Origin of the sequence: Simkania negevensis Z, from assembly GCF_000237205.1 — a bacterium.
Taxonomy (GTDB): domain Bacteria; phylum Chlamydiota; class Chlamydiia; order Chlamydiales; family Simkaniaceae; genus Simkania; species Simkania negevensis.
Window position 1 is genome coordinate 1,706,121 of sequence record NC_015713.1, and the last position, 22,302, is coordinate 1,728,422.

Below are 22,302 nucleotides of genomic sequence, written 5' to 3' on the forward strand. Positions count from 1 at the left end.
TCACATTTGCTTCATTTGTTCCATTGATGGCATCGTGTTGTAACCAAGGTGCCACATAATCCAGATCGATCCAATAACGAGAACCAAGATGAAAAATACCATCGATAAAAACATGAACGAGCTCCAACGAGGCTTGGATTCTAATCCTAAATGGAGGAAAAAGATGAGCTGCAAGGCAGCTTGAGCAATTGCAAGAAATGCCACAGCTTCCGTCATCATCATCTTGGAAACATGATGATGAGTCACAATCCGGTAGGCTGCAGCCGTAAGAATTATGGACAAAACAAACCCAATCGTGATGGGCTTAAAGCTAAAATTCCAGCCATGATGTGTATCAATCATTCAGCCACTCCTATGAGATAAACAACAGAAAAGATAAAAATCCAAACAATATTCAAAAATTGCCAAAACATCCGTAGACAGGTCAATCTTCTAACACTCACAATGTCAAGCCCTCTCTTCATAACAGGGAAAATCAACACGATCGTCCATAGAAGACCAAAAATGATATGAACATCAAATGTTCCAATTAATGTATAATAGGAAGACAAAAATCCATTACTTTTCCAAGTGGCTCCTTGCTCAATTAAACGAGCCATATCGCATCCTTGTAGCCATAAAAAGATGACACCTAAAAGAAAAGAAAAGACAAAGTAGGTGATTGCTGCTCTTCTACTATTCCGATGAGCAGAGGCTCCTCCTAGCCCGACAAAAAATGTTGCGACTAGTAAAATCCACGTTTGATTTAAAACCATTGGCAAATCAAATAGCTCTCTAGGTCCAGGTCCTCCAAACGTATTCTTATGCAAGACAGCATAAACAGCAAAAATTGTAGCAAACATCATGAAATCGGTTAAAAGGTAGACCCAAAAACCAAAAACCGTTCTTGAATACTCATCTGAAAAAGGATCAGGTAGTGCTTCGTGTTTTATTGCTTTTGACTGTGTCATGCGTTACGTGTCCTTGTTTCTATTCTCTCAACTTCGTCTGCTTTGACATAGTAATGAGGATGTTTATTTCCTAAGCGAGCTATTAAGGAGATGATAATCCCCAAGACAGAAAGACCTGCTAACCAAAACATATGCCAGACAAATGCAAACCCACCGATACAACTTAAAACACCGATGTAAAACCCGATACCTGAATTCGATGGCATATGAATGTCTTCATATGGCCTATTGTCTAGAGGTTTTCTCTTCGAATATTTCATGTCCCAAAACGCATCACGACCATGAACTTCCGGAGTGAATGCGAAGTTGTAAAAAGGTGGAGGAGATGTGGTCGCCCACTCCAATGTGCGCCCATCCCATGGATCTCCTGTTGTATCCCGATTTTCTTTTCGGTGCTTAATGCTGACCCAAAGCTGAAGCACTTGAAAGAAGACCCCAACTGCAATGATGAGGGAACCGATTGCAGCTGTAACAAAAAGAGGCTGCCACCCCGTTGAGGCTTCATAATGGTTGAGTCGTCTGGTTGCTCCCATAAACCCAAGAAGATAAAGAGGCATGAAAGCAATCAAGAAACCAAAGAACCAACACCAAAACGCCGCCTTTCCATACTTTTCAATCAAGGTGAACCCAAACATTTTAGGGAACCAATAGGTGAATCCACCGAAAAATCCAAATACCACTCCTCCAATAATCACTTGGTGAAAGTGGGCAATCAAAAAGAGGCTATTGTGCACTTGAAAGTCGATCCCAGGAACCGCCATCATGACCCCTGTCATTCCTCCTAAGGCAAAGGTGATCACAAACCCGACAAACCAAAGCATCGGCGATGTGAACTGTACCTTCCCACGATACATTGTAAAGAGCCAGTTGAAAACCTTGACCCCTGTTGGGACAGCGATAATCATCGTCATGATTCCAAAAAAAGCGTTCACACTGGGCCCTGCACCCATCGTAAAAAAGTGGTGTAACCAGACGATAAAGGAGAGGAAGACAATCACAATAATCGCCCAAACCATCGAAGGGTATCCGAACAGTTTTTTGCGTGAAAAAACTGGAACATACTCAGAAAAGACACCAAAGATCGGTAAGATCAAGATGTAAACTTCAGGATGTCCCCAAGCCCAAAGCAAGTTGATGTACATCATCGGATTTCCCCCAAAACCCGCCGTAAAGATTTTCGTATCCAGCAATCGGTCTGTTGAAAGCATTGCGAGGTTCGCCGTCAAGATGGGAAATGATGCAATGATTAGAATCACACAACCAAGTGTTGCCCAAGCAAAAACAGGCATTCTCCAAAGAGTCATTCCAGGGCAACGCATTTTGAGAATGGTGACAAAGAAATTCACTCCTGAAAGCAAACTCCCTATCCCGGATATCTGAATGCTCCATATCCAATAATCAACCCCCACACCCGGGTTGTATTTGAGCCCGGCAAGAGGAGGATATGCCGTCCAACCCGTTCCTGCAAATACTCCAATGACAAGAGAAATCAAAATGTAAAGACCACCTGCAGTAAACAGCCAAAAGCTAATCGAGTTGAGTAAAGGAAAAGCCACATCGCGAGCTCCAAGTTGCAGTGGTAAGATGATGTTGATAAGACCAAAGATCACTCCCATGCCAACAAAAAAGATCATCGTCACACCATGCGCAGTAAAGATTTGCTGATAGTGTTCTGCACCTAAATAGCCCAAGTTATCTCCACATGCAATAGCTTGTTGTGCACGCATCATGAGAGCATCGATGAACCCTTTGACAAGCATCACAAACGAGACAACCAAATACATGATCCCAATTTTTTTATGATCGACAGAGGTGATGTATTCTTCCCAAAGCCACTTCCACTTCTTGTGATAGGTGATCAGGGCTAGGATGAAGATCCCCGCTAGGACCATAGAAACCCCAGCAGCATACTCAATCCAGTCATGCTTCAGGGCTAATGCATTCAGTCTTCCAAACATATTCTTTCCTATCCTTGATTACTTCTGTGGCGGATAATATTTATTCATGATCTGGTCAAACAGATCGGGCTGAGTCAAGATATATGAAACTGCAGGATGATACTCACTTGGCTCTGCAAGCTTATTGTACTCATCCCATCCTAGTGTTTTTGAAGATTGTTTCACGGAGCTAACCCAACGCTCAAACTCTTCATCCGTACTTGACTTCACTGTGAAGTACATTCCGGCAAAACCCTTTCCACTAATATTGGATGAAGCTCCACGGAAACTTCCTACTTCATTAGCAATTAAATTCAACTCTGTTCTCATAGCAGGCATTGCATAAATTTGACTTCCCAAAGCGGGTATCCAAAACGAATTCATCGGTGCATCGGAAGTAATGGCAAATTTAATAGGAGTTTTTTCCGGGATTTGAAAAAAATTAACAGATGCAATTCCATATTCGGGATAAATGAAAAGCCATTTCCAGTCTAAAGCTACAACTTGAATTTCGATGGGATTTTTTTCATGTTCAAGAGGTTTGTAGGGATCCAGTTCAAAGCATGTTCGAAAAGTAATCACAGCCAAAATCGCAACAATGACAACAGGAACCCCCCACCAACAACACTCAGCAATGTTATTGTGTTCCCAATCGGGAGCATGTTTTGCTCTCTCATTCTGTTCACGATATTTCCAAGCAAAAACGATCGTGATAATAATCACTGGAATCACAACAAGTAACATTAAAATCGCAGATGTATAAATCAGATCGCGCTCTTTCATTGCAATGAGCCCTTTTGGTTCCATTATCGGAACACTATGATTCTGAATATACATGGTGAGCAATGCCGCAGAAACTCCCAGAAGCAGTAACACGACAATTATGAGTTTGAATGGTTTTTTCATCTTCTCACTTTTTTTCTTACGCTATTTTCAACTATCTACATTAATGCAACTGTTTTGTCTAGCCTATACTTAAACTATCTCAAAAGTTGGATTTTCGGCTGGGCCAAAGCACCGTAATTTGCCGATCTTAAGTGATCTCATACTCCTAATATTTGGTCACTTAAGATCGATGAATTCCGAAAGTTTGCGCGTTGCCCAAAACCTGCTTTTGAAGTAGTTTGAGTATAAAGTCAATAAAAAAATTGAAATGAGAAAATTATCTTCCGCGATGTTTTTCTTTGCGCTTTGATTGTTTGAGCAAAAACTGCGCTTCTTTGCGCGCTTCCCGTTCTTGTTTTGAAAAAGTCTTCCGCTTCTTTTTACTTAGCTCGATGAGTTCACGCATAGCATCTTGAGCATGTGTGGACGGCTGCATCGTTTTTTTGATCTGCTCCATCTCGCGCCGCACTTCTCGTTGCTGCCGTTTATAATTCACCCGTTTAATCTTGAGCTCAAACTCATGAGCAGGCCCAAAGCAAAGGGTATCAAAATGCTTGAGCACAAACTCATAGACTTCTGCATCTGATGGTTCCCCACCAAATATATGGCGAGCCACCTCATAGCCTGACTTGTCGGTACGCTCAAATGTACCGACCCAAAGATTTTTTTCTAAAAATATCGTTGCCTTAATCGTGATCATCCTTCGAGGATATCAGTTAAAAGGAGCTTTTTCAACGACTCTTTGATGTTTTGAGAGCTCTGTTTGGGGTTTAAAAGAAGCTTAAACACGTACGAAATCCGCCAAGCCCCCTTTTCCGGTAGGTGAGATGCCTCAACTCCATGCATGATATCCCCTTCAAATAAGATGAGGCGCATATCAATACAATCTGATGAAAAAACCTTTTTACCACTATGATCGTAATAAGCTGTTCCAAGACCATACTCTGGAAGATATTTTTCAGAAGTTGAGAGCATCGCTGTTAAAAGAAGAGGTTTTCCAACATCTCCGTTCACAAAATTAGTTTTATGAAACTCTTGCTCACTTTTATGAAGAACAGGGATCGCAAAGCAGATTATTCTCTTTTTGCAAATCTGTTTCAAAAACCACATGCATTCCAAAAGTCTTGCTTCATGGATCACACCGAGTCTCACATCTAAGTACGATTGCCCCGATTTTTTCGAGCAAATTATCATGAATCCAGAAGCAACTTATGAAGAGTACCCTGTTTCTTCTAGTGAAGAGACGCAATTGATGATGATCCTCTACAAAACTAAGCCTAGTTTGAAGATCTGAGTATAAACTGTTTGACTTCTTCAGCAGCAACTTCATCATAGCCACCGTCAAATTGATGTCCCTCTCCTGGTCCATCAAGTTTAGCCCATTCAACAGATTTGTTGTGATGCCAAAGCAATTTTCCTAAGCTCTGAACGTGGTCATCTTTATTTTTGTAATTCACGACTCGACTTGCAAACTCTTCTGGAATGCCTTCTACTCCACCAAATCCATACACCTCAAGCTTATCTTCATGAAGCTGAATCACGTTTCTTTCTCTAAGGTCTTCTAGTGCCATCGCTACAACTCGCGTTCCATGACTGTGTGCTATAAGACATAGCCTTCCTACTTTGAGATGCTCTTCAATCGTTAGAGCCAAGGCTTGTACAACCTCTTCTTTGGGCCTTCGATCTTCCTTTTGTGCTGCATAAACAGGATTCCAAAATGGAGCGATGGTTACGCCAGTTTTTTCTCGCAGCTTTTCTACATTTGTCCCTACATTCTCAGCTTCATTTAAAATTCCTCCAACAAATAACACATTCCAAGTGCGATCCGGATTTGTTCGTGCCTCTATAAACCGACTTGCCTCAGGGTTAAACGCTTCCATTTGAGCTGGATTGCATTTATAATCTTTAAATAAGTCAACAACATGACCAGAAACGGGCTTATACTCTTCCATTTCTGCCGGATTAGAAACTGAGTCAGATGTCGGATGTTTCCGAAAATGATTCGTAAAATTGCGAAAATGATTTGAAAAACTTGTTACAGACGCCATTCTCCCCACCTATTTTAAATTATTAAGTATTGAATCTAATAATCAGTAATATAAATAATTATAACATAATTTATATTAATATACAATATTTTTTAATAATACTCAAATTGCTTATATTAAGCTATATATTAAAATTAACTCCTTTCTCGATAAGCTAATGATTGCTGACTTTCCTCCCTCAAATCAATTAAGTTTTTACGTTTATTGCCCTTTGTGACACCCTATTCTAAAAGCTCTGAGCCCTCTCAGAATCATTTAATCACGCCTTAAAAACAGGTTAAACGTATGCGCAACTTCATAATTTTTCTTCTCTTTTCGATTTCCTGCTTTGCAAATTCTTCAGACCAAAAAGAGTTCTTCCAAGAAAGAGGATTTCTTTGGGTAAAAAACTTTTTTTCCGAAAAGCAAGTGGCGATGCTTCGCAGCATCTCCGATGAAATCAATGAAACGGCAAAAGGGCTTCTCTTACTTGACGACCAAGGAAAAGGTTTGGCACAAACTATTCCAGGTGTTCCGATTGTCGTTGCCGAAGCGCTAAATCCCTATCAAGTTTGTCGCACTGAAGATCTCCTATCTTGTTATCCAAACCTTTATCATCTCATTGAAGGGACCATCACCACTTTTCTAGGCCAACTCTTCGATGAACCCTACGTTCTTTTTAAAGATAAACTCAATTATAAATGGCCGAATGGCGGAGCCTTTTCTCCTCATCAAGATCACCCAGCTTTTGAGCTCTTTGGCCCAACTGAATTCATTACCGCCATGGTTTGCATCGATGAAGCAACTCTTGAAAATGGTTGTCTTTATATTGCCGAGAATTGGAAGCAAGACCTCTTAACCGATGATCATACCATTCTCCCTTATGTTGTCGGTGGAAAAGATCATGGCACGATTCAAAAAATGTGGACTGACAAATTGAATTGGCTCCCCCTCAAAGCCTCACCTGGGGATCTCGTGATCTTCACGTCTTTTGTTCCTCATTACTCCGAAATTAACAAAAGTGAAGGGCCCAGAAGAGCTTTATTTTTGACTTATAATAAGTTATTCGAAGGTGACCTTCGCAAAACCTACTACTATATGAAACGAAATGACCCAGAAAATCCAGTTTTTCATTTTGCAACCCCAACGAAAGCTCGAAACAAATAGCCAGCCCCTGATTCTAGATCGAACATAAAAAGGTTTTAGAAACCTCAGCAAAACGCTCAGGTTGATCGTAGGGAATTCCATGGCCCGCTTCCTCGATTTGAACGATCTCTAAACGATGATTAAGACAAGTTAGTTCTTCTGCTACCGCTGTGGAAACGATTGCACCAATCCCACCCCTGAGGAGTAGGCTAGGAAGATCAAGAGTCTTGATCAATTTGATATAATCCGGGTTGGGTGGTTTCAAAATTTCAAAGGCGTGAATACTGGTTTGAAATCTTGCTCGTGCGATTTGCTGAATGAGCTCTTGAGAACGATGACTGTGCCTTATTCTCATTTCAGATAAAAAATCTTCAAATGATCGATCGAGAATTTTCTGATGCTGGGCCACGACACCACTTTCGTAAACTTCGACCTGCCGCTTGAGAGGCAAAAAAGTTGGATCAGCCAATACAACCCCTCTCAATTGCTCGGGGTTTTGACTGGCTGCTACAGCTGCCGTCATCCCTCCCATGGAATGACCTATTAGGACTGGAGGAGCTATCTCCAGGGCTTCGATCAAGCCTAAGACATCGGTGGCAAGATTGTCATAACTATAGCCCTGCTTGGGAGCACTGGAGTTTCCGTGACCCCGCGAATCCGGCATAATCACATCAAAATCTTCTTCCAGCACGCGAGCTAATGAGGTCCAACAAGTTCCATTTGTCATGAGTCCATGAAGCAAAACCACAGGAGGCTTGTGGCCACCTGTTCGCTGGTAGTGTATATTTATTCCATTAATTTTACAGACACCTGCTCTCCACTTAATCATCGTATCAGCTCGTAAAACATTTTTTAACCGTTGCCCAATCGGGCATAAACTGCTTTAGACCGCCTCTACAAATATAGGTTGAATCGGTCAATTTTCACATTCAATTAATTATTTAAAACCAAATCGATTATATACTCAAATAATCTCAAAAAACCCAGTTTTTCCTTTCTCAACCCCAACGAAGACTCGAAATAAATCAACCTCTCTTATATAATTTCTGACGAAATTCAAAGAAAAATGAGTGAACAATGTCGGAAGTTTCAGGCGTTACAGAAGGTGTAGATTTTGCCCTAGGGGTAACAATTGCAAGCCTCGATTCAAAAGAGGCTCAAGAAGACATCTATCCGGCTCCTTATGAAGCGTATCCCCTCCCGACAAGTGATAATTACGACAAAATTCCTTCTCTTGACCATCAACTCAAACTTTTTCTTACAAAAGGGGGGCCGAAAAAAAGATTTACCCACCTCTTAAGTCTTTATTTTGGGGAAGCACTTGTCGATCGCGTCATGAAACTCGACCAACATTCTACCTTACCCAACCGACTCGAAAAAGCCCAGTGCCTTCAACTTCTCGGGGGAATTGGTCACGTTCTTACTTTCGATGACCTTGAAAACTACTTTGCTGAGTTGAAATCAGGAACCCTCAAAACTGAAATCTTAAAATACGCTCAAATTCCTTCTCTTCGTATGTGGTGGTCACAAACAGCCGCACAGCTTCCCAATTTTTGGATAAACCATCTTGTTGAACTCTTTCGCAATCCGCTCCAATTCATTGACCCTAACCATGAATTTCCTCTTGGATTTGAACTTGAAGAAGCAGGGATTCACAAACGAAGAAGTCTCTCTTACACTTACTATGATTACGCCATTAAAAAACTCATGAAAGAAGGAGACCGATCCCGTCCTGAATTTTACTTGTCACATCGGGAACTTCTCGCAAAATTTATTTCTTATGGCGACACCTTTTCAACTCAAAAAGGAATGATCATACCTGTCTTTAATGAAAACACCGGACAAGTCGATTACTACCAGTTAGAAGCTCAAGTGCACTTGAGTGGACTCCACGGATATTTTCTAACTCCTCGAAATAAAGATGCAGGCCTCCCTGCACTGTTTACCTTTCGCGGAACCGATGGAGGAGCAAGTAAACACCGAGATTTAGACCCCAAAGGTGTCGGAAAGCAAGTTTTTGAAACATGCGCTCCTCAAATTGTCCAAATCTTAGAAAATTACGCCAAAAACACCGCAAATCCGAGACTTGAACTCATCGGACATTCTCTAGGTGCAGCTGACTGCCAGCGTACCCTTGTAGAGCTCGTTAAAGATGAAAGAGCTTCTCTCTTTCAAGAAATTAAACTCTTTGCTTTTTGCTCACCCAAACTCGACACCCCAACGATTGAACTTTGGCAAAAACGGCTCAATCAAATCGCTGATCAGGAAAAAAAACCGATCCTTCGGTTTTCATTTTCTTATCACCAAAATGACATCATTACCTGGACTGGTAACGCGAACCTTAAAGGCACAAATTCCTATTTCATTCAACGGAGTTATCTCATCGTGAAGTCTGACTCTGGAATTTCAGATACCATGCTTCACCACACAGCTCCTTTCTTCCGGTTTGGAAATTTCGACTTCGAAACAGACAAACGCTCATTCCAATTCGTCCAAAGCTACTCCCAAGAAGACCTTGATAGGCTGGTGTACAAACTCACAGAACTTGAAAACACCTCTTCTTGGTACATTTCCCTTAAGAGTTATTTTGTGGAAGTCGAAACGATTGAGCAGATCCGACAAAGGATCGAATTGATTAAACAAGAGCAAGCGAGGTTTGAAGAGTTTAAAGAGAAAGACTCTGAACAGTCCTGGTTTGTTTGGTCTGCATTGGGCGCACTCAATTATACACTCCAACCCATCGCTTACTATACTTACGGTTGGCTCATTGGAGCCGGACCTCAAAAAAGCAAGACTAACTAAGCTGCCCGCCTTGTAATTTTCGGACCATTACATGGTTTATCTTTAGGCCACAAAACTTTCCGCGACCAGTAGTTTGCACTCCATCTGTCATTTTTCGTGAGACGCCCGTACTTGTCACGAATATATGCAGTTCTTTTCAAAAAATTAACTTTTGCCTGTTTGCTGTAGTTATGGCCATACCCACACTCACCAAAGTGAATGATTTTTCCATAGCGGACGCCACGCACCATTTTCGTCGCCATCACCATCATTTTTTTATTTTTTCGCGTTGATTTTATAGGCATGTTTGGAGTCCACAAATGCCCTTTATAGAGGAACTTGTTTCCCCGCTTTTCTAATTGATCTAACCGAAATTTTTTACCAATCATAGATACCCCCTTCAAATGATACTCAAATAACTTCAAAAGTTGTTTGAATATCGTGTTACTAAAAGATCGTTCGTTTTTTCGACTCGGGTAAAATACAAACGATCTTTTGATAACACTACCTAACTACTATATTATTATAATTTCGAAAAATTTGTATAACAAAAATAACCTCAAAATAAATTTTCTTTTCTTTCTAAAAGGCAAAGGTTTATAATAAGGCAAGATAAACAATGGCTTCCCATGACTCACACTGTAATTCAATTTATTGCTTTAACAGCTTCCCTCTTAGGAGGGCTTTTTTTTACCTTTCTTACAAGGCACCAATTCAAGCTGCAAAACCGTACTGTTTTTTATCTCTCGGCAGGGGCCCTGCAAATGTTTGCCTACTTTATCCTAACAGTTTACTTTCACCTTCATACACACATTTTGCAAATAGGACTCGTTTTAACTAGTTCGCTCATTATCAGCTGCTTATTCAAAAAGCCCCTCCCCAAAATTTTTGCGATTGCAACTGTTTGCACACTTTCTCTATTCCATGCAATGGGACTATTACAACCAGGTCTCGACGTTCTCCGCCAAATAGTAATCAAAATCGGTCCTAATTCGCTCTCTCTTTTAGCCTTAACAAAAGCCTTAATTGCCTCCAGCTTCTTTATCTGGAGTGCAATCACCCTTTCCAACACCATCGAAAGCCGCCTTAAAAAACAAAAACATCTCCACCCCTCTATGCGGCTCATTTTCTCTAAGCTCTTCAAAACCATGCTGATCACCTTATCGATCTACATTGGATTTTCTCTTTTAGGAATTGATCTTTCTGCTTTGACCTTTTTTGCCGGGGCGATCGGTGTGGGAATCGCATTTGGGCTGCAAAACATCCTCTCGAATTTCTTCTGTGGCTTCATCCTTCTAATGGATCGTTCGATCAAGCCAGGAGATGTGATTAGCATCCAAGATGGAAAGATTTATGGAGTTGTGAATAAGCTTCATGCCCGTTATGTCTCTATCCGAACTCGTGAAGGAAAAGAACATCTCATTCCAAACCAAGAAATCGTCTCGAACAAACTCGAAAATTGGTCTTACTCTGACCCCAACGTTCGGATTGAAATTCCTTTCAAAGTTTCGTATCATTCGGATTTAGAACTCGTTGAAAAGCTCCTGATCGATATTGCAGCCAAAGCTCCTCGAGTCCTCTCTAGCTACAAACCCACCATTCGTTTTCGCACCATTACAGAAAATGCAGTTGAATTACTGCTACGTTTTTGGATTGCTGATCCAGAAAATGGAATGAGCGACATCCGCAGCCATATCATTTTGCAGGCTAGTCATGCATTTAAAGCTCACCATATTAAGATTCCTTATCCCCCAAGAGAAATCCACAGTCTCCTCGATGAGCTACGTGTCATTAGCGAGACCTCTTCGTCGGCTTCCGTCCCTGATAAATAAGAACGCCTCCCGCAATAATGCACACTACTCCTCCGATGTAGAGAAGAGCAACAGGAAGGCGGTACTCATCGACCCGCTTATTGAGATCTCCTTTCACCATATCCTTAATAGGATTATCTGGAACAAAGCTTGTCTTCGAATCGATGTCCTGTCTTGCCTCGGCCATCTTATAAGATCCATACGCTCCATATAGAATGAGCCCAAATCCCACAAGCAAAGCCACAAGGCCACTGAGTAATAAAATCTGTTTCTTCTTCATACCCCCCTCTTAACATGAATGCCATTTATGAAAAATAAATTAGAGAATGAGCTCATTACTCAAACAACTTCAAAAATTGGATTTTCGGTTGAGCCAAAGCACCGTAATTTGCCGATTTTAAGTGACCTCATATTCCTAATATTAGGCCACTTAAAATCGACGAATTCCGAAAGCTTTCGCGCTCTTCAAAACCAATTTTTGAAGTTGTCTGAGTATAAGTTATTTCAGTATGATTCTTAAAGAGGGCAAAGAACTTTCCTTGCCCCAGTTCAATTAAAGATTGCTCTCTGCAAAAGCTATGATTCCTTTTGCAAGAAAATTGCCTAAATCAGGATGCCATTTCTTGTAGGCCTCCCTAGCAAATTGTTGTTCGAGCATGATTTCCGCTGTTCCAACATAAATCTCCTTCGTAGGTGTATAGAGGCGAAGAGTGAGCTCATAATGCCTGCGAATGATCTCTTGGACCTCTTGGGAATCAGGAGAAAGCTTTTCCTCCATTGCTTTTACAAGAGCTTTGTTGATTTCATTCGTTTCCTTAAAGTGTTCGAGCCAGTCATCTTGAGTCAATTCCTCTGCCCTTTTTTTACTTTCCTCAAGGACTTTTTTATACGGATTTCCTAAGCGCTTAAGCATGAACGCTTCCCACCGACTCATTTTTTCTTTATCGAGGAAACCATCGAATATTTCTTCGTGTTCCATTTGTATTTCTCCTTTGTGGTGTTTAAGTGTTTTGTCTATGGTGCACACCAATTCTTGGAGACGCGTCATTTCTTTTAGTAAGATCTTGCGATGAGAAAGCAAGGCAGCTTTTTGATTGAAATCGCTTTGATTCAAGACTTTTCGAATGTCTTTAAGCGACATCTTAAGCTTTCGAAAGAATAAAATTTGCTGAAGCAAAAGCAACTCTTCTTCTTCATAGAAACGATATCCATTTGCTCCAAAATATGCCGGCTTGAGCAAATTGATTTCGTCATAATGGTGTAGAGTCCGCACACTCACCCCAGAAAGTTCTGAAAGCTTTTTAACGGTGTAAGCCACTTGATTTCTCCACTGCTTAAATTCAAGTGACTCTAGTGTAAACTATCACGTAGGGTGAGGGTCAACCCTCTTTTTATAAAACTTTTGCGGCGAGGGCAGCAAGCTCTGAACGCTCCGTCTTTTCAAAGAAAACCTGTCCATATATCCCGTAAGGCTTGAACTTTCCAACAACATAGGTCAGAGCATTCGAGTCTTTATCCAGATAAGGGTTATCAATTTGAGTCGGATCTCCCGTTAAAATAACCTTCGTCCCTTTTCCGGCACGTGAAATGATGGTCTTCACTTCATGCGGAGTGAGGTTCTGCGCCTCATCAATAATGATATAAGTATGGGCAAGTGAGCGCCCGCGGATGAAGGTCACCGCCTCCATCTCGATTTTTTCGCTCTCCATGATCCACTGCTTTGTCTCAGTTGTATTTTCTGTTCCCGAGATGGACTCACAAACATATTCAAGGTTATCGTAAATTGGTTGCATCCAGTGGTAAATCTTCTCCTCTTTTGTCCCGGGTAAGTAGCCGATGTCCTTTCCAAGCGGCATGATCGGACGACTTACAAGGATGCGAGAGTAAACACCTTCATCAAACACTTTGCGCAGTCCAGCAGTTAAAGCCATAAGGGTTTTTCCTGTTCCAGCCTGACCTATCAGGGTGACCAATTTGATCTCATCATTGAGAAGAAGATCCATCGCACACTGCTGCTCATCATTTAACGGACGGATTCCCCAAATGTCTTCTTGTTGAGGGGGCAGGAGTTCGACGCGGCTCTTCTTTTCATTATACTTTCCCATAGCGCTTGCTTGATCACCTGCCGTAAATCGGCAAAATTCATTAGGGAAAAACTCTTCCCCAGGAAGCTCGAGATATCCACGGGTCATCAGCTCATCAACTTGTCTCTTATCCACTTCTTTTTTTCGAAAACCCCGATAAAGATTGTCGTACGACTCTTTAAGGCTTTCATAATCTTGCGCTTGAATTCCAATTGATTCAGCCTTAATCCTCAAGACAAAATCCTTGGAAATCATCACAACAACCTCTCTTCCCTCAGCTTTGAGGCAATAGGCGGCAAAGAGAATTCTGTGTTTATTTGACTCGAGCTGCAACGGAAAACCATGACGGTCTTGCGCTTTGCCTTCTATGAAAATAGAGAAACTGCTTCCATTTTCTATAGGAATACCTTTGAAGATATCTCCCTTAAGGGAACCAATAAAGCGGATGATATGTCTGGCATTTTTACCGAGCTCATCTGTAAACTTTTTTAGTTTATCGAGCTCTTCTAAAACGACAAGTGGCATCACAATGTCACTGTCTTCGAATTTTAAAATCGCTTCCGGATCATGTAGAAAAACGTTGGTGTCTAAAACAAACGTTTTGCGTGCCATGAGCGCTCTCCTTTTTAATCATTATCGAGTTTTTAGGTTGCACATTAGAACCTATCTGAATAAACGTTTCAAATGGAGATTTTAGACTTCCTCTTGGTTTATTTAGATGGGCCTGAGGGTATTTAAGCGATTCACTCCTTTGTTGATTTAAGTGTTTGAATATATACTCAAACAACTTCAAAAATTGGATTTTCGGCTGCGCCAAAGCACCGTAATTTGCCGATCTTAAGTGACCTCATATTCCTAATATTGGGTTACTTAAGATCGACGAATTCCGAAAGCTTTCACGTTGCCCAAAACCAATTTTTGAAGTTGTTTGAGTATAAACCCAGAGTTCAGGTTTCATGGGCAAGACCACGAGTGCGGATGTTAATCTTTCTTCCCTTTATATTCGATAAATTATTTGGTTCAACCAAAACGACTGTTTTGAATTAAAATTTTTTTTTGCGCAAAAAGAGTTGCACTCAGAGTCCAAACCTGTTAAAAATGATTAAACATTAACATGTTTGTAATTAGCTAATTATGATTAATTTCAGCAATCTTAGGTCGCGAGTGCTAACACAAACTTGACTTTCAGTATAAGAATCGTTATAATGAGGCTAAGAAAGCTCATCCTTATGAGGCAGTTATGAAGAAAATCAATCATAAAATTTTGAGTCTCCCCCCTTATATTTCCACTTCATGGAAAAACATTAACACGTTGCACATGAAGGAGATAAGAGGAGAACCTACTCTGGTTATCGTCTTGCATAATGGGTCGACCATCGAGATTCCTAATCTCGAACCAGCGCTAGTCGAGCAGGTCTTTGCTGCGCATGGAAACTTCCTTGAACAAGAATCTCAGGAGACACAAACTGAATCGCTCAAACAGTATGAGCCAACACAGCAAACAGGTGACATGCCATTTTCAATTGGCATCCCCTTCCAACTGGGAGGAGATGGAAATGCCTTAGACAATTTTGGAGCCCTTTTGCACCACAATTCAGAGCAGGCAAATGCACCTGATCTTCCTCCAGAAATTCTACAAAAAATTGCAGGCATTTCCAAAGCTTTAGGAATGGATCTCGAACAAATGAGTATTCCAAAAGCAGAACCTCATTGCAATTGCACTTATTGCCAAATTGCACGAGCCATCCAAGCTGGAAGTTTGGATCTCGAAGAAGAGGAAGGTGAAGAAGTCTCGGAAGAAGACTTGAAATTCCGTGATTGGGATATCGAGCAAAAGAGTGAAGAGATTTACGAAGTCACCAATCCAATTGATCAAAACGAACACTACCAAGTGTTTCTCGGCAATCCTGTTGGATGTACTTGTGGAAAGGAAAATTGCGAACACATCCGAACAGTTTTGAATAGCTAAAATCCAAAAAGCTAGATTATATTTTTTTTGTTAAAGGCTTCGCGCTATGCGAAGTCTTTTTTTTCCTCTGGTTTTTTAAATTCTAACCTCCTAGAATGAGCATTTAGGTTTTCTATAGGAGGATTAACGAACATGTTCAAACCTTTTGCATACGCATTAGCAGTGCTTGCATTTGTAAGCGTTTCTAGCTTGCAAGCAGAGCAGACCGAAGCCAAAGCAACTTCAGCACGCTCCGGTTCATCTTTTAAATCGTTTACTGGAAAAGTCCTTGGCAATAACGTCCGCATGCGCACATCTCCCGATCTCGATAGCCATATCGTTTCGGAACTTTTGAAAGATGACTATGTCGTTGTCACCGCAGAAAAAGGAGAGTTTTACGCGGTTGAACCTCCTTCTGAAATGAAAGCTTACATCTTTCGCGGTTTTGTAATTGACGATGTTGTCGAAGGAGACCGTGTCAATGTACGCCTTGCACCGGATCGGGATGCTCCCATCGTTGGACATCACAGCACAGGTGACAAAATCGCTGGAAAAATTTGTGATAATCATCCCAAATGGCTCGAAATTAACGTTCCTGCTGCAACCTGCKTTTATGTTTCAAAAGAATACATCGAATACGCAGGTAAGCCTGAGATGAAAGTAGTACATGACAAACGAAAAGACGCTGTCAAACAACTTTTCGAAGCAACAGAGCTCCTCACACAAAAAGAGATGCTCAAACCGTTTAATGAAATTGATTCAGATCGGATTGTTCATAATCTTCAAACGATCATCAACGACTATGCCGATTTCTCTACTTATGTTGATCAATCAACCAAGGCACTCGCGCAATTTCAAGAAGACTATCTTCACCGTAAGATCGCGTACCTTGAAGCCAAAGCTTCAAAACTCGATCATGGAAGTGGGAAGCACGAAATTTACGAAATCGCAAATAAGTCAACACACGAGTATGTCTCTCCCACAGACCGGATGAAAATCTGGGAACCTGTTGAGGAAGCTCTTTACCTTTCTTGGTCAGCGATGCATCATGCCAAAACCATGGATGACTTTTACCAAGATCAAAAGCTCAAAGGTCAAACCATTTCTGGAATCTTAGAAGCATACAAAGATCCTATCAAATCACGTCCAGGTGATTACATCCTCAAAGAACGAGATGTTCCTGTAGGCTATGTTTACAGTACGCACGTCAACCTGGAAGACCTTGTTGGGAAACGTGTCAATTTGATTGTTTCTCCTCGTGAAAATAACAACTTCGCTTTCCCTGCATACTACGTTTTAGATGCAGAGTAAGTGAAGATTGATGAATCCTCCATCTGATGAAATGGCTCAGTCCCTTGATTCAATTGAATTGCGAGACTGGGCCATTCGGATTTTAAGTGCTGATACACTTGAAGAAAAACTCTTCACTCCCGAGCATTTAACCGATCACCATCCTGGCCTTCCGATGATATGGAACGAACCTGCTCGCCCTGTCGGGATGGGATTTCGTAGACGCTCCAAAGAAGAAAAACTCCCCCCCTTCCACGAACATGAAAAGAGCGATAAGCGTGCAGTTTGTTTGCACCGTTTTGCCGGCCACGAATTGCTTGCCGTCGAAATTATGGCCTATGCCCTTCTTCGCTTTCCTCAAGCTCCTAGCTCATTTCGAAGGGGCATCGCCAATACTTTGAAAGAAGAGCAAGAACATGTTCGTCTATACATCAAAGAACTTAATCGCCTTGGAGTCCGTTTTGGAGACCTCCCTCTCTACCGCCACTTTTGGTGTCATACCCCCTATCTCACGACTCCTCTCTCCTATGTATCGGTAATGAGCTTGACTTTCGAAATGGCAAACCTCGATTTTGCCCCAATGTATGGTCACTCTTTTGAACGAAGTGGTGATCCTCAGGCTGCCAAACTCATGGCTCGCATCTTAAAAGATGAAATTGCACATGTTGCCTTTGGTTGGGGTTGGCTAAAACGGATGAAAGAACAGGGCATCACTAATTGGAATGCATGGCAAAATGCCCTCAGTCCTTTGCTCACACCTAAAAGAGCACGTGGTTTCATGTTACATGAAAATCATCGTCTACAAGCAGGCATCTCCCAAGATTGGATTAACAAGCTTAAAAACTTGTAATATTTTTTTTAATTAAAAAACTTTTTTTACATTACCTCCTGATAAGTTGATAAATTTTTTCACTTTTTCTTGCTCTTTTTTTTAAGAAATCTTAATGTTCTTCATTTATTTTAAATTCCACTTTACACAAAGGAGAGCGAGTTATGGCAATGAAATTACAGTTGGAATCTGTGAAACAAGCATTACCTCTTGATGCAGCAACGCCACATATGAATAGCTTTGTCAATCTAATGCATGGACGTCAGCATGACAATCTAGTAGACGCAAAAAAATACGACGCACTACATCCAGCATTTGAGACGATTTTCAAAGCGGTTGTTCACTACCAGGGCGAAGATGATGCAGCAAACAAATTTAAAGGTGTTGTCACTAAAATTGCGACAGAGATGGGTGAGCAAACCTCTGTTTCAGGTTATCTCGCAAAAAAAGACATTGTGCCAATTTTTGAAGTGAATAATGAAATCGATAATAGAAACTTTGGCTTCCTAGATTCAGAAGCAGGATATGAAGTTGATGGTGTGATAGTTGGGCTTCAAGTAGGAAATCATTTCCGCACAATCAGAGTAGGTAGCGAACTTCACACAAGCACACTAAAAACTAGTAAAGAAAGCCTTGCAGGTAAATGCCACGTCTTGATCAATTTTCAAGCTCCAGAATCTGCGCCTGCTAAAAAAGCAAATAAACTCTGGCTTCTCAAACTCCCTTTCACCATTGTATGGAACGTTATCAAATTCCCTTTTGCAACAACAGCACGTACAGTCCTAACAGTGTCTATCATAGTTGGGGTGGCTTCTGTCTATTTTGCAGCAGGTGGAGTACCAAGTACTGACACTCTTTTATCTTGGGGTGTTACAGCTAAGTCTCACACTTGGGACTATCTCCCTACCTGGAATGAAACAACCACATTTGTATCGGATCTTAAAACAAAGTGGGTTGGATAAAGGTCTTTTCCTTTATTGAGAAATTCTCTATGATAAGCGCCAGTTTTAACTGGCGCTTTATCTTGAGAACCGATGTTACAGATTTCTGCAATGATCCTTTATTTCTGTTTGGCTCTGGGGGTTGGAGTCTTTTCGACTCGCCGGCACACCTCATCAGAGGGTTTTCTCATGGGCAATCGCTCGTTAAATTATTGGCTGACAGCGCTTGCGGCCCACGCAAGTGACATGAGTAATTGGCTTTTCATGGGGTATCCAGCATTGATTTTTCTTGGAGGAATGTTTGGCTGCTATATGGCCACTCGTTGATCCTCTCCTTCCTATCTCACTACACCCTCTCTTCCCAGCATTTATTGCGAGCCTTTTTCTGAATTGGGCTGTCTCTCAGTTGACTTTCAAAAAACAGTCACTCTTCGTCGACACTCTCGGCGCAGGAGTGGATGTGAGGTCCTGACCACATATATTTCCCACAATCGGTGCAGGTCACCGGTTTATCGTGAATATTAAATCCGCTCGGCTCGTAAAGCTTAACTTCAGCAAGTTTGAGCGCAGTGAATGTCACCACGAAAATGCAGGCAAAGAAAACGAAAAGACCCATGACAGCTTTACTCATAAATCCGAGCTTAGATCTGCGATCGTCTTATGTCAAGGCTCTTTCATTTCGGCAGCTTGAATTTCCCGTGGCACGCGGTCGATGACAGGTAGTTCATCAAGTTCGATAGCATTTGCAGCGGCTCCCATCTCTTTAAACTTACGCGCAGAAACAAGAACGCGTGTTTCAAGAGACCCAACAGCTTTGTTGTATGCTTCCACTGCATTTGAAAGACCTCTGCCGACTTTTGTCCAGTGGCTACTCATATCGACAATCCGTTTATACAGCTCATGTCCTAAATGACTCACTTCTTCGGCATGTTGAGATAACTTTTCCTGCTTCCAACCATAAGCAATGGCTCGTAAAAGCCCAATTAACGTGGTGGGCGTTGCAATGATCACCCCTTGTTCCACTCCAATTTCTATTAATGTAGGGTCGTACTCTAACGCCGAGCTAAAGAAATGATCGGAAGGGATGAACAAAACTACAAATTCAGGCGTCGGTTGAAAGCTTTGCCAATATGATTTTTTACCAAGCGCTTGAACATGTTGCCGCACATGACGCGCGTGAACTTTGAGCTTTTGTTCTTTAATTCCCTGATCTTCTGCTTGCATGGCATCTAAAAAAGCTTCACAAGGAGTTTTTGCATCGACAATGACTTGTTTATGTCCTGGCAACCTCACGATGAGATCAGGGCGAATGGTCCCTCCTTCCACCGATTCTTGCTCATAAAAGTCGCAATGATTCACCATCCCTGCAAGTTCAACAACTCGCTTAAGTTGCATCTCTCCCCATCGCCCACGCACGATGGGGGTGCGGAGTGCCCGCACAAGAGTCGACGTTTCAGAGCGAAGCTCTTTTTCCGCTTGCAACATCGCATTCATTTGAGTTTTTAAACTTTCTTGATCTCCTTTGCGCTCTTTTTCCATATTGCGCATCCCTTGATCGAGCCGTGTGAGAGACTCTTTCACTGGTTTCACAAGCTCTTCAAATGTCTGTTGTTTCTTTTCAAGATCCCCTTTTGCTTTTTCTTGAAATTTTGACAGCGTTTCTTTTGCCAGATCAAGAAACGATTTGTTGCTCTTTTCGAGTGCTTCTGCTGATAAGGCGCGAAAAGCTTGGGTCAATTTTTCTTGACTTTCTTTGACCATAAAGAGCTTTTCTTCTGTCAGTAGCTTTTGCTGCTCGAGCACCACTTGCTGCTCACCTCGTTCGACTTTAAGCTGAACAATTTCTTCTTGAAGCTCTTTATTTTCCCTTTCTAACAATAGGAGTTTTTTTGCCTTATCGCGATATCTTTCCCCGCGAAAAAACAAAAAGATAGCCAATAAGGATATGAGAATTAGAGCAATTTCCATGAGATCACCTATATCTATACTCATTAAAACCCAATCTTTGTTAAAATGCCACCCATGAAATGGATCATCTCTCTCTTTCTTTTTTGGACAATATTCATCCAAGCACATGAGTTCTTTGACCGGTTCGATCAACTGAAAGTTGAGAATTGGGAAGAGCTTTGCAGGGTAGGAGAAAAAGCTTTGGAAGAAGACCTTCTTCCTAAAGAAGCCGCTCAAATACACGCCCGCTTAGCTAGCAGCTACTTTTACCTTGGCGACTATGAAGCCATGAAAAAACACACCCTTGCTTGCCAATCGCTTGCCCTTGATCACGACTCTCAACCCTATCTGATTCGAAGCCTTTATCTTCTTTCTGCCTACTACAGAGGCCAAAAGCAATTTCCAATCGCTCAATCGACCATCCAAGAAGCTTTAAAGCTTCTAACAGAAGAAATCGATCCTTGCCTAAAAGCGAAAGTCTTCTTTAATGCTGGTGCCGCCTGGGCAGATGATCCCAATGGCAACCCACATCAAGCACTGACTTACTACAAAAATGCCCTCGCTCTTTTTGAATCACATTCAGATGATGCCTATCGGACTCAAATCCGCTTAGCCAAAGTCTATTTGCTTCTTGGTCAAAATAAGCAGGCATGGAAAATCCTCCTTCCTTTATTAGAGCAAACACTCGAGCCAAAAACAACTGTCCATTTACTTTATGTAGCGGCTCAGCTGCACCTTTTAGAAGGAAACCAAGTAGAAGCACTTCGCTTGATTGAGCAAGCTCTTCCTCTAGCTGAGCAATTGCAAATGAAAGTCGATGTTGAACGTCTCAAGACCTTATCTTGCTCATCACAAAACTCAGGTGATTAGTCCTTCTCATCTGATTCAGGCTCGAAGTCGGCCAGGGTCTTGGATTTTTTACCAGCAATGAGTCGGGCTATGCGGAGAACACACCCTGTCACAATATAACCAACCGATCCTATGACTAAGACAATGGGAAGATAGTAAAAAATTCCGTATAAGATAAAGATGGCTAAGATAACAGTAAAGAGAATGAGATGAAAGGAAGGAACCCGCACCCGCAATGTTTTTAAGCTGGGAAACTTCCATTTACAAATCATGAGATAACCAATGACGATCATGATACATGTCAAGACAATGGTCTTCGTCATGTGAGGCATTTCAGTAAACCATTCTTTAAAAAAGATCGAATTGATGAAAAGATTCACCGAAACAGCGCCCGCTGCTGCTGCTGGAATGGGAAGACCTGTAAAGTTTTTCTTGTAGGCAAGCATTGCAATCTTATCACTTTTGACTTCTTGCGCACGAACATTGAACCGAACAAGGCGAAGCACTCCACAGATTGTATAGAGCATGGCACCCACAACAGCAAAAAAAGAAAGCCCCGACGCATGTTCTAAACTGAGACTTTTTAAAAAGAGAACAGATGGTGCTACACCAAATGAAATGGTATCGGCAAGTGAATCAAACATCACCCCAAATTCACTTTCTGCATGAATGATTCGCGCAACAGCTCCATCTAAAAGATCGGCAAAAGCTGCAAGTAAAAGGAGTAATGCAGACGAGTATAGAAGTTCATATGCACCCGCTCCTGGCATGGAAAGATTAACCTTAAATACAACGAAAAGTCCGCACGAAAGTCCAAAAGCTGTAATGATGTTTGGGATAAGGTAAATCTGTCTCATTTCATTTCAACTAACACAAA

The 22,302-nt window shown here is 41.5% G+C and carries 25 protein-coding genes; 10 read left to right on the forward strand and 15 right to left on the reverse strand.

Features of this window, described 5'->3' with window-relative positions; all coding sequences use genetic code 11:
• From SNE_RS08385 to SNE_RS08410, 6 genes are all read right to left on the reverse strand, one after another.
• Positions 1 to 342 carry a cytochrome o ubiquinol oxidase subunit IV gene (locus tag SNE_RS08385; protein ID WP_013943973.1) on the reverse strand — a complete coding sequence of 114 codons (342 nt, stop codon included), beginning with the start codon at positions 340 to 342 and terminating at the stop codon, positions 1 to 3.
• Positions 339 to 950: a cytochrome c oxidase subunit 3 gene (locus SNE_RS08390; protein ID WP_013943974.1), complete on the reverse strand. Its 612-nt coding sequence runs from the start codon at positions 948 to 950 to the stop codon at positions 339 to 341. The genes SNE_RS08385 and SNE_RS08390 overlap by 4 nt, the downstream gene beginning before the upstream one ends.
• The gene (gene cyoB / locus SNE_RS08395) at positions 947 to 2,908 is read right to left on the reverse strand and encodes a cytochrome o ubiquinol oxidase subunit I (RefSeq protein ID WP_013943975.1); all 1,962 of its coding nucleotides are present in this window, start codon (positions 2,906 to 2,908) and stop codon (positions 947 to 949) included. The genes SNE_RS08390 and cyoB overlap by 4 nt, the downstream gene beginning before the upstream one ends.
• 18 nt (positions 2,909 to 2,926) lie before the next feature.
• Positions 2,927 to 3,793 (reverse strand): ubiquinol oxidase subunit II, encoded by an 867-nt coding sequence (gene cyoA / locus SNE_RS08400; protein ID WP_013943976.1) that lies wholly within the window; start codon positions 3,791 to 3,793, stop codon positions 2,927 to 2,929.
• A 256-nt stretch (positions 3,794 to 4,049) separates the two neighbouring features.
• Positions 4,050 to 4,472, reverse strand: coding sequence for a YjdF family protein (locus SNE_RS08405; RefSeq protein ID WP_013943977.1), 423 nt, complete (start codon positions 4,470 to 4,472; stop codon positions 4,050 to 4,052).
• Positions 4,469 to 4,786, reverse strand: coding sequence for a hypothetical protein (locus SNE_RS08410; RefSeq protein WP_148258994.1), 318 nt, complete (start codon positions 4,784 to 4,786; stop codon positions 4,469 to 4,471). The genes SNE_RS08405 and SNE_RS08410 overlap by 4 nt, the downstream gene beginning before the upstream one ends.
• Positions 4,787 to 4,880: 94 nt before the next feature.
• On the opposite strand from SNE_RS08410, the gene SNE_RS08415 reads away from it, so the two are divergent.
• Positions 4,881 to 5,066: a hypothetical protein gene (locus SNE_RS08415; protein WP_013943979.1), complete on the forward strand. Its 186-nt coding sequence runs from the start codon at positions 4,881 to 4,883 to the stop codon at positions 5,064 to 5,066.
• Here the strand turns inward: SNE_RS08415 and SNE_RS08420 are convergent.
• Complete coding sequence (locus SNE_RS08420; RefSeq protein ID WP_013943980.1) at positions 5,050 to 5,820, reverse strand: hypothetical protein; 771 nt, start codon at positions 5,818 to 5,820, stop codon at positions 5,050 to 5,052. The genes SNE_RS08415 and SNE_RS08420 overlap by 17 nt on opposite strands.
• Positions 5,821 to 6,105: 285 nt before the next feature.
• Between SNE_RS08420 and SNE_RS12365 the strand changes: the two genes are divergently transcribed.
• Entirely contained in the window at positions 6,106 to 6,966 is an 861-nt protein-coding gene (locus tag SNE_RS12365) for a phytanoyl-CoA dioxygenase family protein (protein WP_013943981.1), read from the forward strand.
• A 13-nt stretch (positions 6,967 to 6,979) separates the two neighbouring features.
• On the opposite strand, the gene SNE_RS08430 is transcribed toward SNE_RS12365, so the two are convergent.
• Positions 6,980 to 7,774, reverse strand: coding sequence for an alpha/beta fold hydrolase (locus SNE_RS08430; protein ID WP_013943982.1), 795 nt, complete (start codon positions 7,772 to 7,774; stop codon positions 6,980 to 6,982).
• A 248-nt stretch (positions 7,775 to 8,022) separates the two neighbouring features.
• Here SNE_RS08430 and SNE_RS08435 point away from each other — a divergent pair, with 248 nt between their 5' ends.
• The gene (locus tag SNE_RS08435) at positions 8,023 to 9,747 is read left to right on the forward strand and encodes a hypothetical protein (protein ID WP_013943983.1); all 1,725 of its coding nucleotides are present in this window, start codon (positions 8,023 to 8,025) and stop codon (positions 9,745 to 9,747) included.
• Here the strand turns inward: SNE_RS08435 and SNE_RS08440 are convergent.
• Positions 9,744 to 10,115, reverse strand: a complete 372-nt coding sequence (locus tag SNE_RS08440; RefSeq protein ID WP_013943984.1) for a hypothetical protein — start codon at positions 10,113 to 10,115, stop codon at positions 9,744 to 9,746. The two genes, SNE_RS08435 and SNE_RS08440, sit on opposite strands and share 4 nt — an antisense overlap.
• A 240-nt stretch (positions 10,116 to 10,355) precedes the next feature.
• Between SNE_RS08440 and SNE_RS08445 the strand changes: the two genes are divergently transcribed.
• Entirely contained in the window at positions 10,356 to 11,558 is a 1,203-nt protein-coding gene (locus tag SNE_RS08445) for a mechanosensitive ion channel family protein (RefSeq protein ID WP_013943985.1), read from the forward strand.
• Here the strand turns inward: SNE_RS08445 and SNE_RS08450 are convergent.
• The 3 genes from SNE_RS08450 to SNE_RS08465 all read right to left on the reverse strand — a co-directional run bounded on the left by SNE_RS08450 (position 11,518) and on the right by SNE_RS08465 (position 14,233).
• Positions 11,518 to 11,817 carry a hypothetical protein gene (locus SNE_RS08450; protein WP_041418976.1) on the reverse strand — a complete coding sequence of 100 codons (300 nt, stop codon included), beginning with the start codon at positions 11,815 to 11,817 and terminating at the stop codon, positions 11,518 to 11,520. The two genes, SNE_RS08445 and SNE_RS08450, sit on opposite strands and share 41 nt — an antisense overlap.
• Positions 11,818 to 12,090: 273 nt before the next feature.
• Positions 12,091 to 12,855 (reverse strand): MerR family transcriptional regulator, encoded by a 765-nt coding sequence (locus tag SNE_RS08460; RefSeq protein WP_013943987.1) that lies wholly within the window; start codon positions 12,853 to 12,855, stop codon positions 12,091 to 12,093.
• Positions 12,856 to 12,928: 73 nt separating this feature from the next.
• Positions 12,929 to 14,233, reverse strand: coding sequence for a PhoH family protein (locus SNE_RS08465; RefSeq protein WP_013943988.1), 1,305 nt, complete (start codon positions 14,231 to 14,233; stop codon positions 12,929 to 12,931).
• 628 nt (positions 14,234 to 14,861) lie between these two features.
• Between SNE_RS08465 and SNE_RS08470 the strand changes: the two genes are divergently transcribed.
• The 5 genes from SNE_RS08470 to SNE_RS08490 all read left to right on the forward strand — a co-directional run bounded on the left by SNE_RS08470 (position 14,862) and on the right by SNE_RS08490 (position 18,956).
• The gene (locus SNE_RS08470; RefSeq protein WP_013943989.1) at positions 14,862 to 15,590 is read left to right on the forward strand and encodes a hypothetical protein; all 729 of its coding nucleotides are present in this window, start codon (positions 14,862 to 14,864) and stop codon (positions 15,588 to 15,590) included.
• Positions 15,591 to 15,722: 132 nt separating this feature from the next.
• On the forward strand, positions 15,723 to 16,880 hold the full coding sequence (locus SNE_RS08475; protein ID WP_013943990.1) for an SH3 domain-containing protein: 1,158 nt from the start codon (positions 15,723 to 15,725) through the stop codon (positions 16,878 to 16,880).
• A gap of 10 nt (positions 16,881 to 16,890) precedes the next feature.
• Positions 16,891 to 17,709: a ferritin-like domain-containing protein gene (locus SNE_RS08480; RefSeq protein ID WP_013943991.1), complete on the forward strand. Its 819-nt coding sequence runs from the start codon at positions 16,891 to 16,893 to the stop codon at positions 17,707 to 17,709.
• 143 nt (positions 17,710 to 17,852) lie between these two features.
• Positions 17,853 to 18,650 carry a hypothetical protein gene (locus SNE_RS08485; protein WP_013943992.1) on the forward strand — a complete coding sequence of 266 codons (798 nt, stop codon included), beginning with the start codon at positions 17,853 to 17,855 and terminating at the stop codon, positions 18,648 to 18,650.
• Positions 18,651 to 18,722: 72 nt separating this feature from the next.
• On the forward strand, positions 18,723 to 18,956 hold the full coding sequence (locus tag SNE_RS08490; RefSeq protein ID WP_013943993.1) for a sodium:solute symporter family transporter: 234 nt from the start codon (positions 18,723 to 18,725) through the stop codon (positions 18,954 to 18,956).
• Between the two features lie 97 nt (positions 18,957 to 19,053).
• Here SNE_RS08490 and SNE_RS08495 read toward each other — a convergent pair whose 3' ends face one another.
• Positions 19,054 to 19,260: a hypothetical protein gene (locus tag SNE_RS08495; RefSeq protein ID WP_013943994.1), complete on the reverse strand. Its 207-nt coding sequence runs from the start codon at positions 19,258 to 19,260 to the stop codon at positions 19,054 to 19,056.
• Positions 19,261 to 19,292: 32 nt separating this feature from the next.
• Positions 19,293 to 20,621 (reverse strand): DNA recombination protein RmuC, encoded by a 1,329-nt coding sequence (rmuC, locus tag SNE_RS08500; RefSeq protein WP_158307232.1) that lies wholly within the window; start codon positions 20,619 to 20,621, stop codon positions 19,293 to 19,295.
• Positions 20,622 to 20,651: 30 nt separating this feature from the next.
• On the opposite strand from rmuC, the gene SNE_RS08505 reads away from it, so the two are divergent.
• On the forward strand, positions 20,652 to 21,446 hold the full coding sequence (locus SNE_RS08505) for a tetratricopeptide repeat protein (RefSeq protein WP_041418978.1): 795 nt from the start codon (positions 20,652 to 20,654) through the stop codon (positions 21,444 to 21,446).
• Here the strand turns inward: SNE_RS08505 and SNE_RS08510 are convergent.
• On the reverse strand, positions 21,443 to 22,282 hold the full coding sequence (locus SNE_RS08510) for a CDP-alcohol phosphatidyltransferase family protein (protein ID WP_013943997.1): 840 nt from the start codon (positions 22,280 to 22,282) through the stop codon (positions 21,443 to 21,445). The two genes, SNE_RS08505 and SNE_RS08510, sit on opposite strands and share 4 nt — an antisense overlap.
• Between the last annotated feature and the right edge of the window lie 20 nt (positions 22,283 to 22,302).

Coding starts and splice junctions, on each gene's coding strand:
- SNE_RS08385 (WP_013943973.1), bottom strand. CDS start 342: ATGATTGATACACATCATGGCTGGAATTTTAGCTTTAAGCCCATCACG.
- SNE_RS08390 (WP_013943974.1), bottom strand. CDS start 950: ATGACACAGTCAAAAGCAATAAAACACGAAGCACTACCTGATCCTTTT.
- cyoB (WP_013943975.1), bottom strand. CDS start 2,908: ATGTTTGGAAGACTGAATGCATTAGCCCTGAAGCATGACTGGATTGAG.
- cyoA (WP_013943976.1), bottom strand. CDS start 3,793: ATGAAAAAACCATTCAAACTCATAATTGTCGTGTTACTGCTTCTGGGA.
- SNE_RS08405 (WP_013943977.1), bottom strand. CDS start 4,472: ATGATCACGATTAAGGCAACGATATTTTTAGAAAAAAATCTTTGGGTC.
- SNE_RS08415 (WP_013943979.1), top strand. CDS start 4,881: ATGCATTCCAAAAGTCTTGCTTCATGGATCACACCGAGTCTCACATCT.
- SNE_RS08420 (WP_013943980.1), bottom strand. CDS start 5,820: ATGGCGTCTGTAACAAGTTTTTCAAATCATTTTCGCAATTTTACGAAT.
- SNE_RS12365 (WP_013943981.1), top strand. CDS start 6,106: ATGCGCAACTTCATAATTTTTCTTCTCTTTTCGATTTCCTGCTTTGCA.
- SNE_RS08430 (WP_013943982.1), bottom strand. CDS start 7,774: ATGATTAAGTGGAGAGCAGGTGTCTGTAAAATTAATGGAATAAATATA.
- SNE_RS08435 (WP_013943983.1), top strand. CDS start 8,023: ATGTCGGAAGTTTCAGGCGTTACAGAAGGTGTAGATTTTGCCCTAGGG.
- SNE_RS08440 (WP_013943984.1), bottom strand. CDS start 10,115: ATGATTGGTAAAAAATTTCGGTTAGATCAATTAGAAAAGCGGGGAAAC.
- SNE_RS08445 (WP_013943985.1), top strand. CDS start 10,356: ATGACTCACACTGTAATTCAATTTATTGCTTTAACAGCTTCCCTCTTA.
- SNE_RS08450 (WP_041418976.1), bottom strand. CDS start 11,817: ATGAAGAAGAAACAGATTTTATTACTCAGTGGCCTTGTGGCTTTGCTT.
- SNE_RS08465 (WP_013943988.1), bottom strand. CDS start 14,233: ATGGCACGCAAAACGTTTGTTTTAGACACCAACGTTTTTCTACATGAT.
- SNE_RS08470 (WP_013943989.1), top strand. CDS start 14,862: ATGAAGAAAATCAATCATAAAATTTTGAGTCTCCCCCCTTATATTTCC.
- SNE_RS08480 (WP_013943991.1), top strand. CDS start 16,891: ATGAATCCTCCATCTGATGAAATGGCTCAGTCCCTTGATTCAATTGAA.
- SNE_RS08485 (WP_013943992.1), top strand. CDS start 17,853: ATGGCAATGAAATTACAGTTGGAATCTGTGAAACAAGCATTACCTCTT.
- SNE_RS08490 (WP_013943993.1), top strand. CDS start 18,723: ATGTTACAGATTTCTGCAATGATCCTTTATTTCTGTTTGGCTCTGGGG.
- SNE_RS08495 (WP_013943994.1), bottom strand. CDS start 19,260: ATGAGTAAAGCTGTCATGGGTCTTTTCGTTTTCTTTGCCTGCATTTTC.
- rmuC (WP_158307232.1), bottom strand. CDS start 20,621: ATGAGTATAGATATAGGTGATCTCATGGAAATTGCTCTAATTCTCATA.
- SNE_RS08505 (WP_041418978.1), top strand. CDS start 20,652: ATGAAATGGATCATCTCTCTCTTTCTTTTTTGGACAATATTCATCCAA.
- SNE_RS08510 (WP_013943997.1), bottom strand. CDS start 22,282: ATGAGACAGATTTACCTTATCCCAAACATCATTACAGCTTTTGGACTT.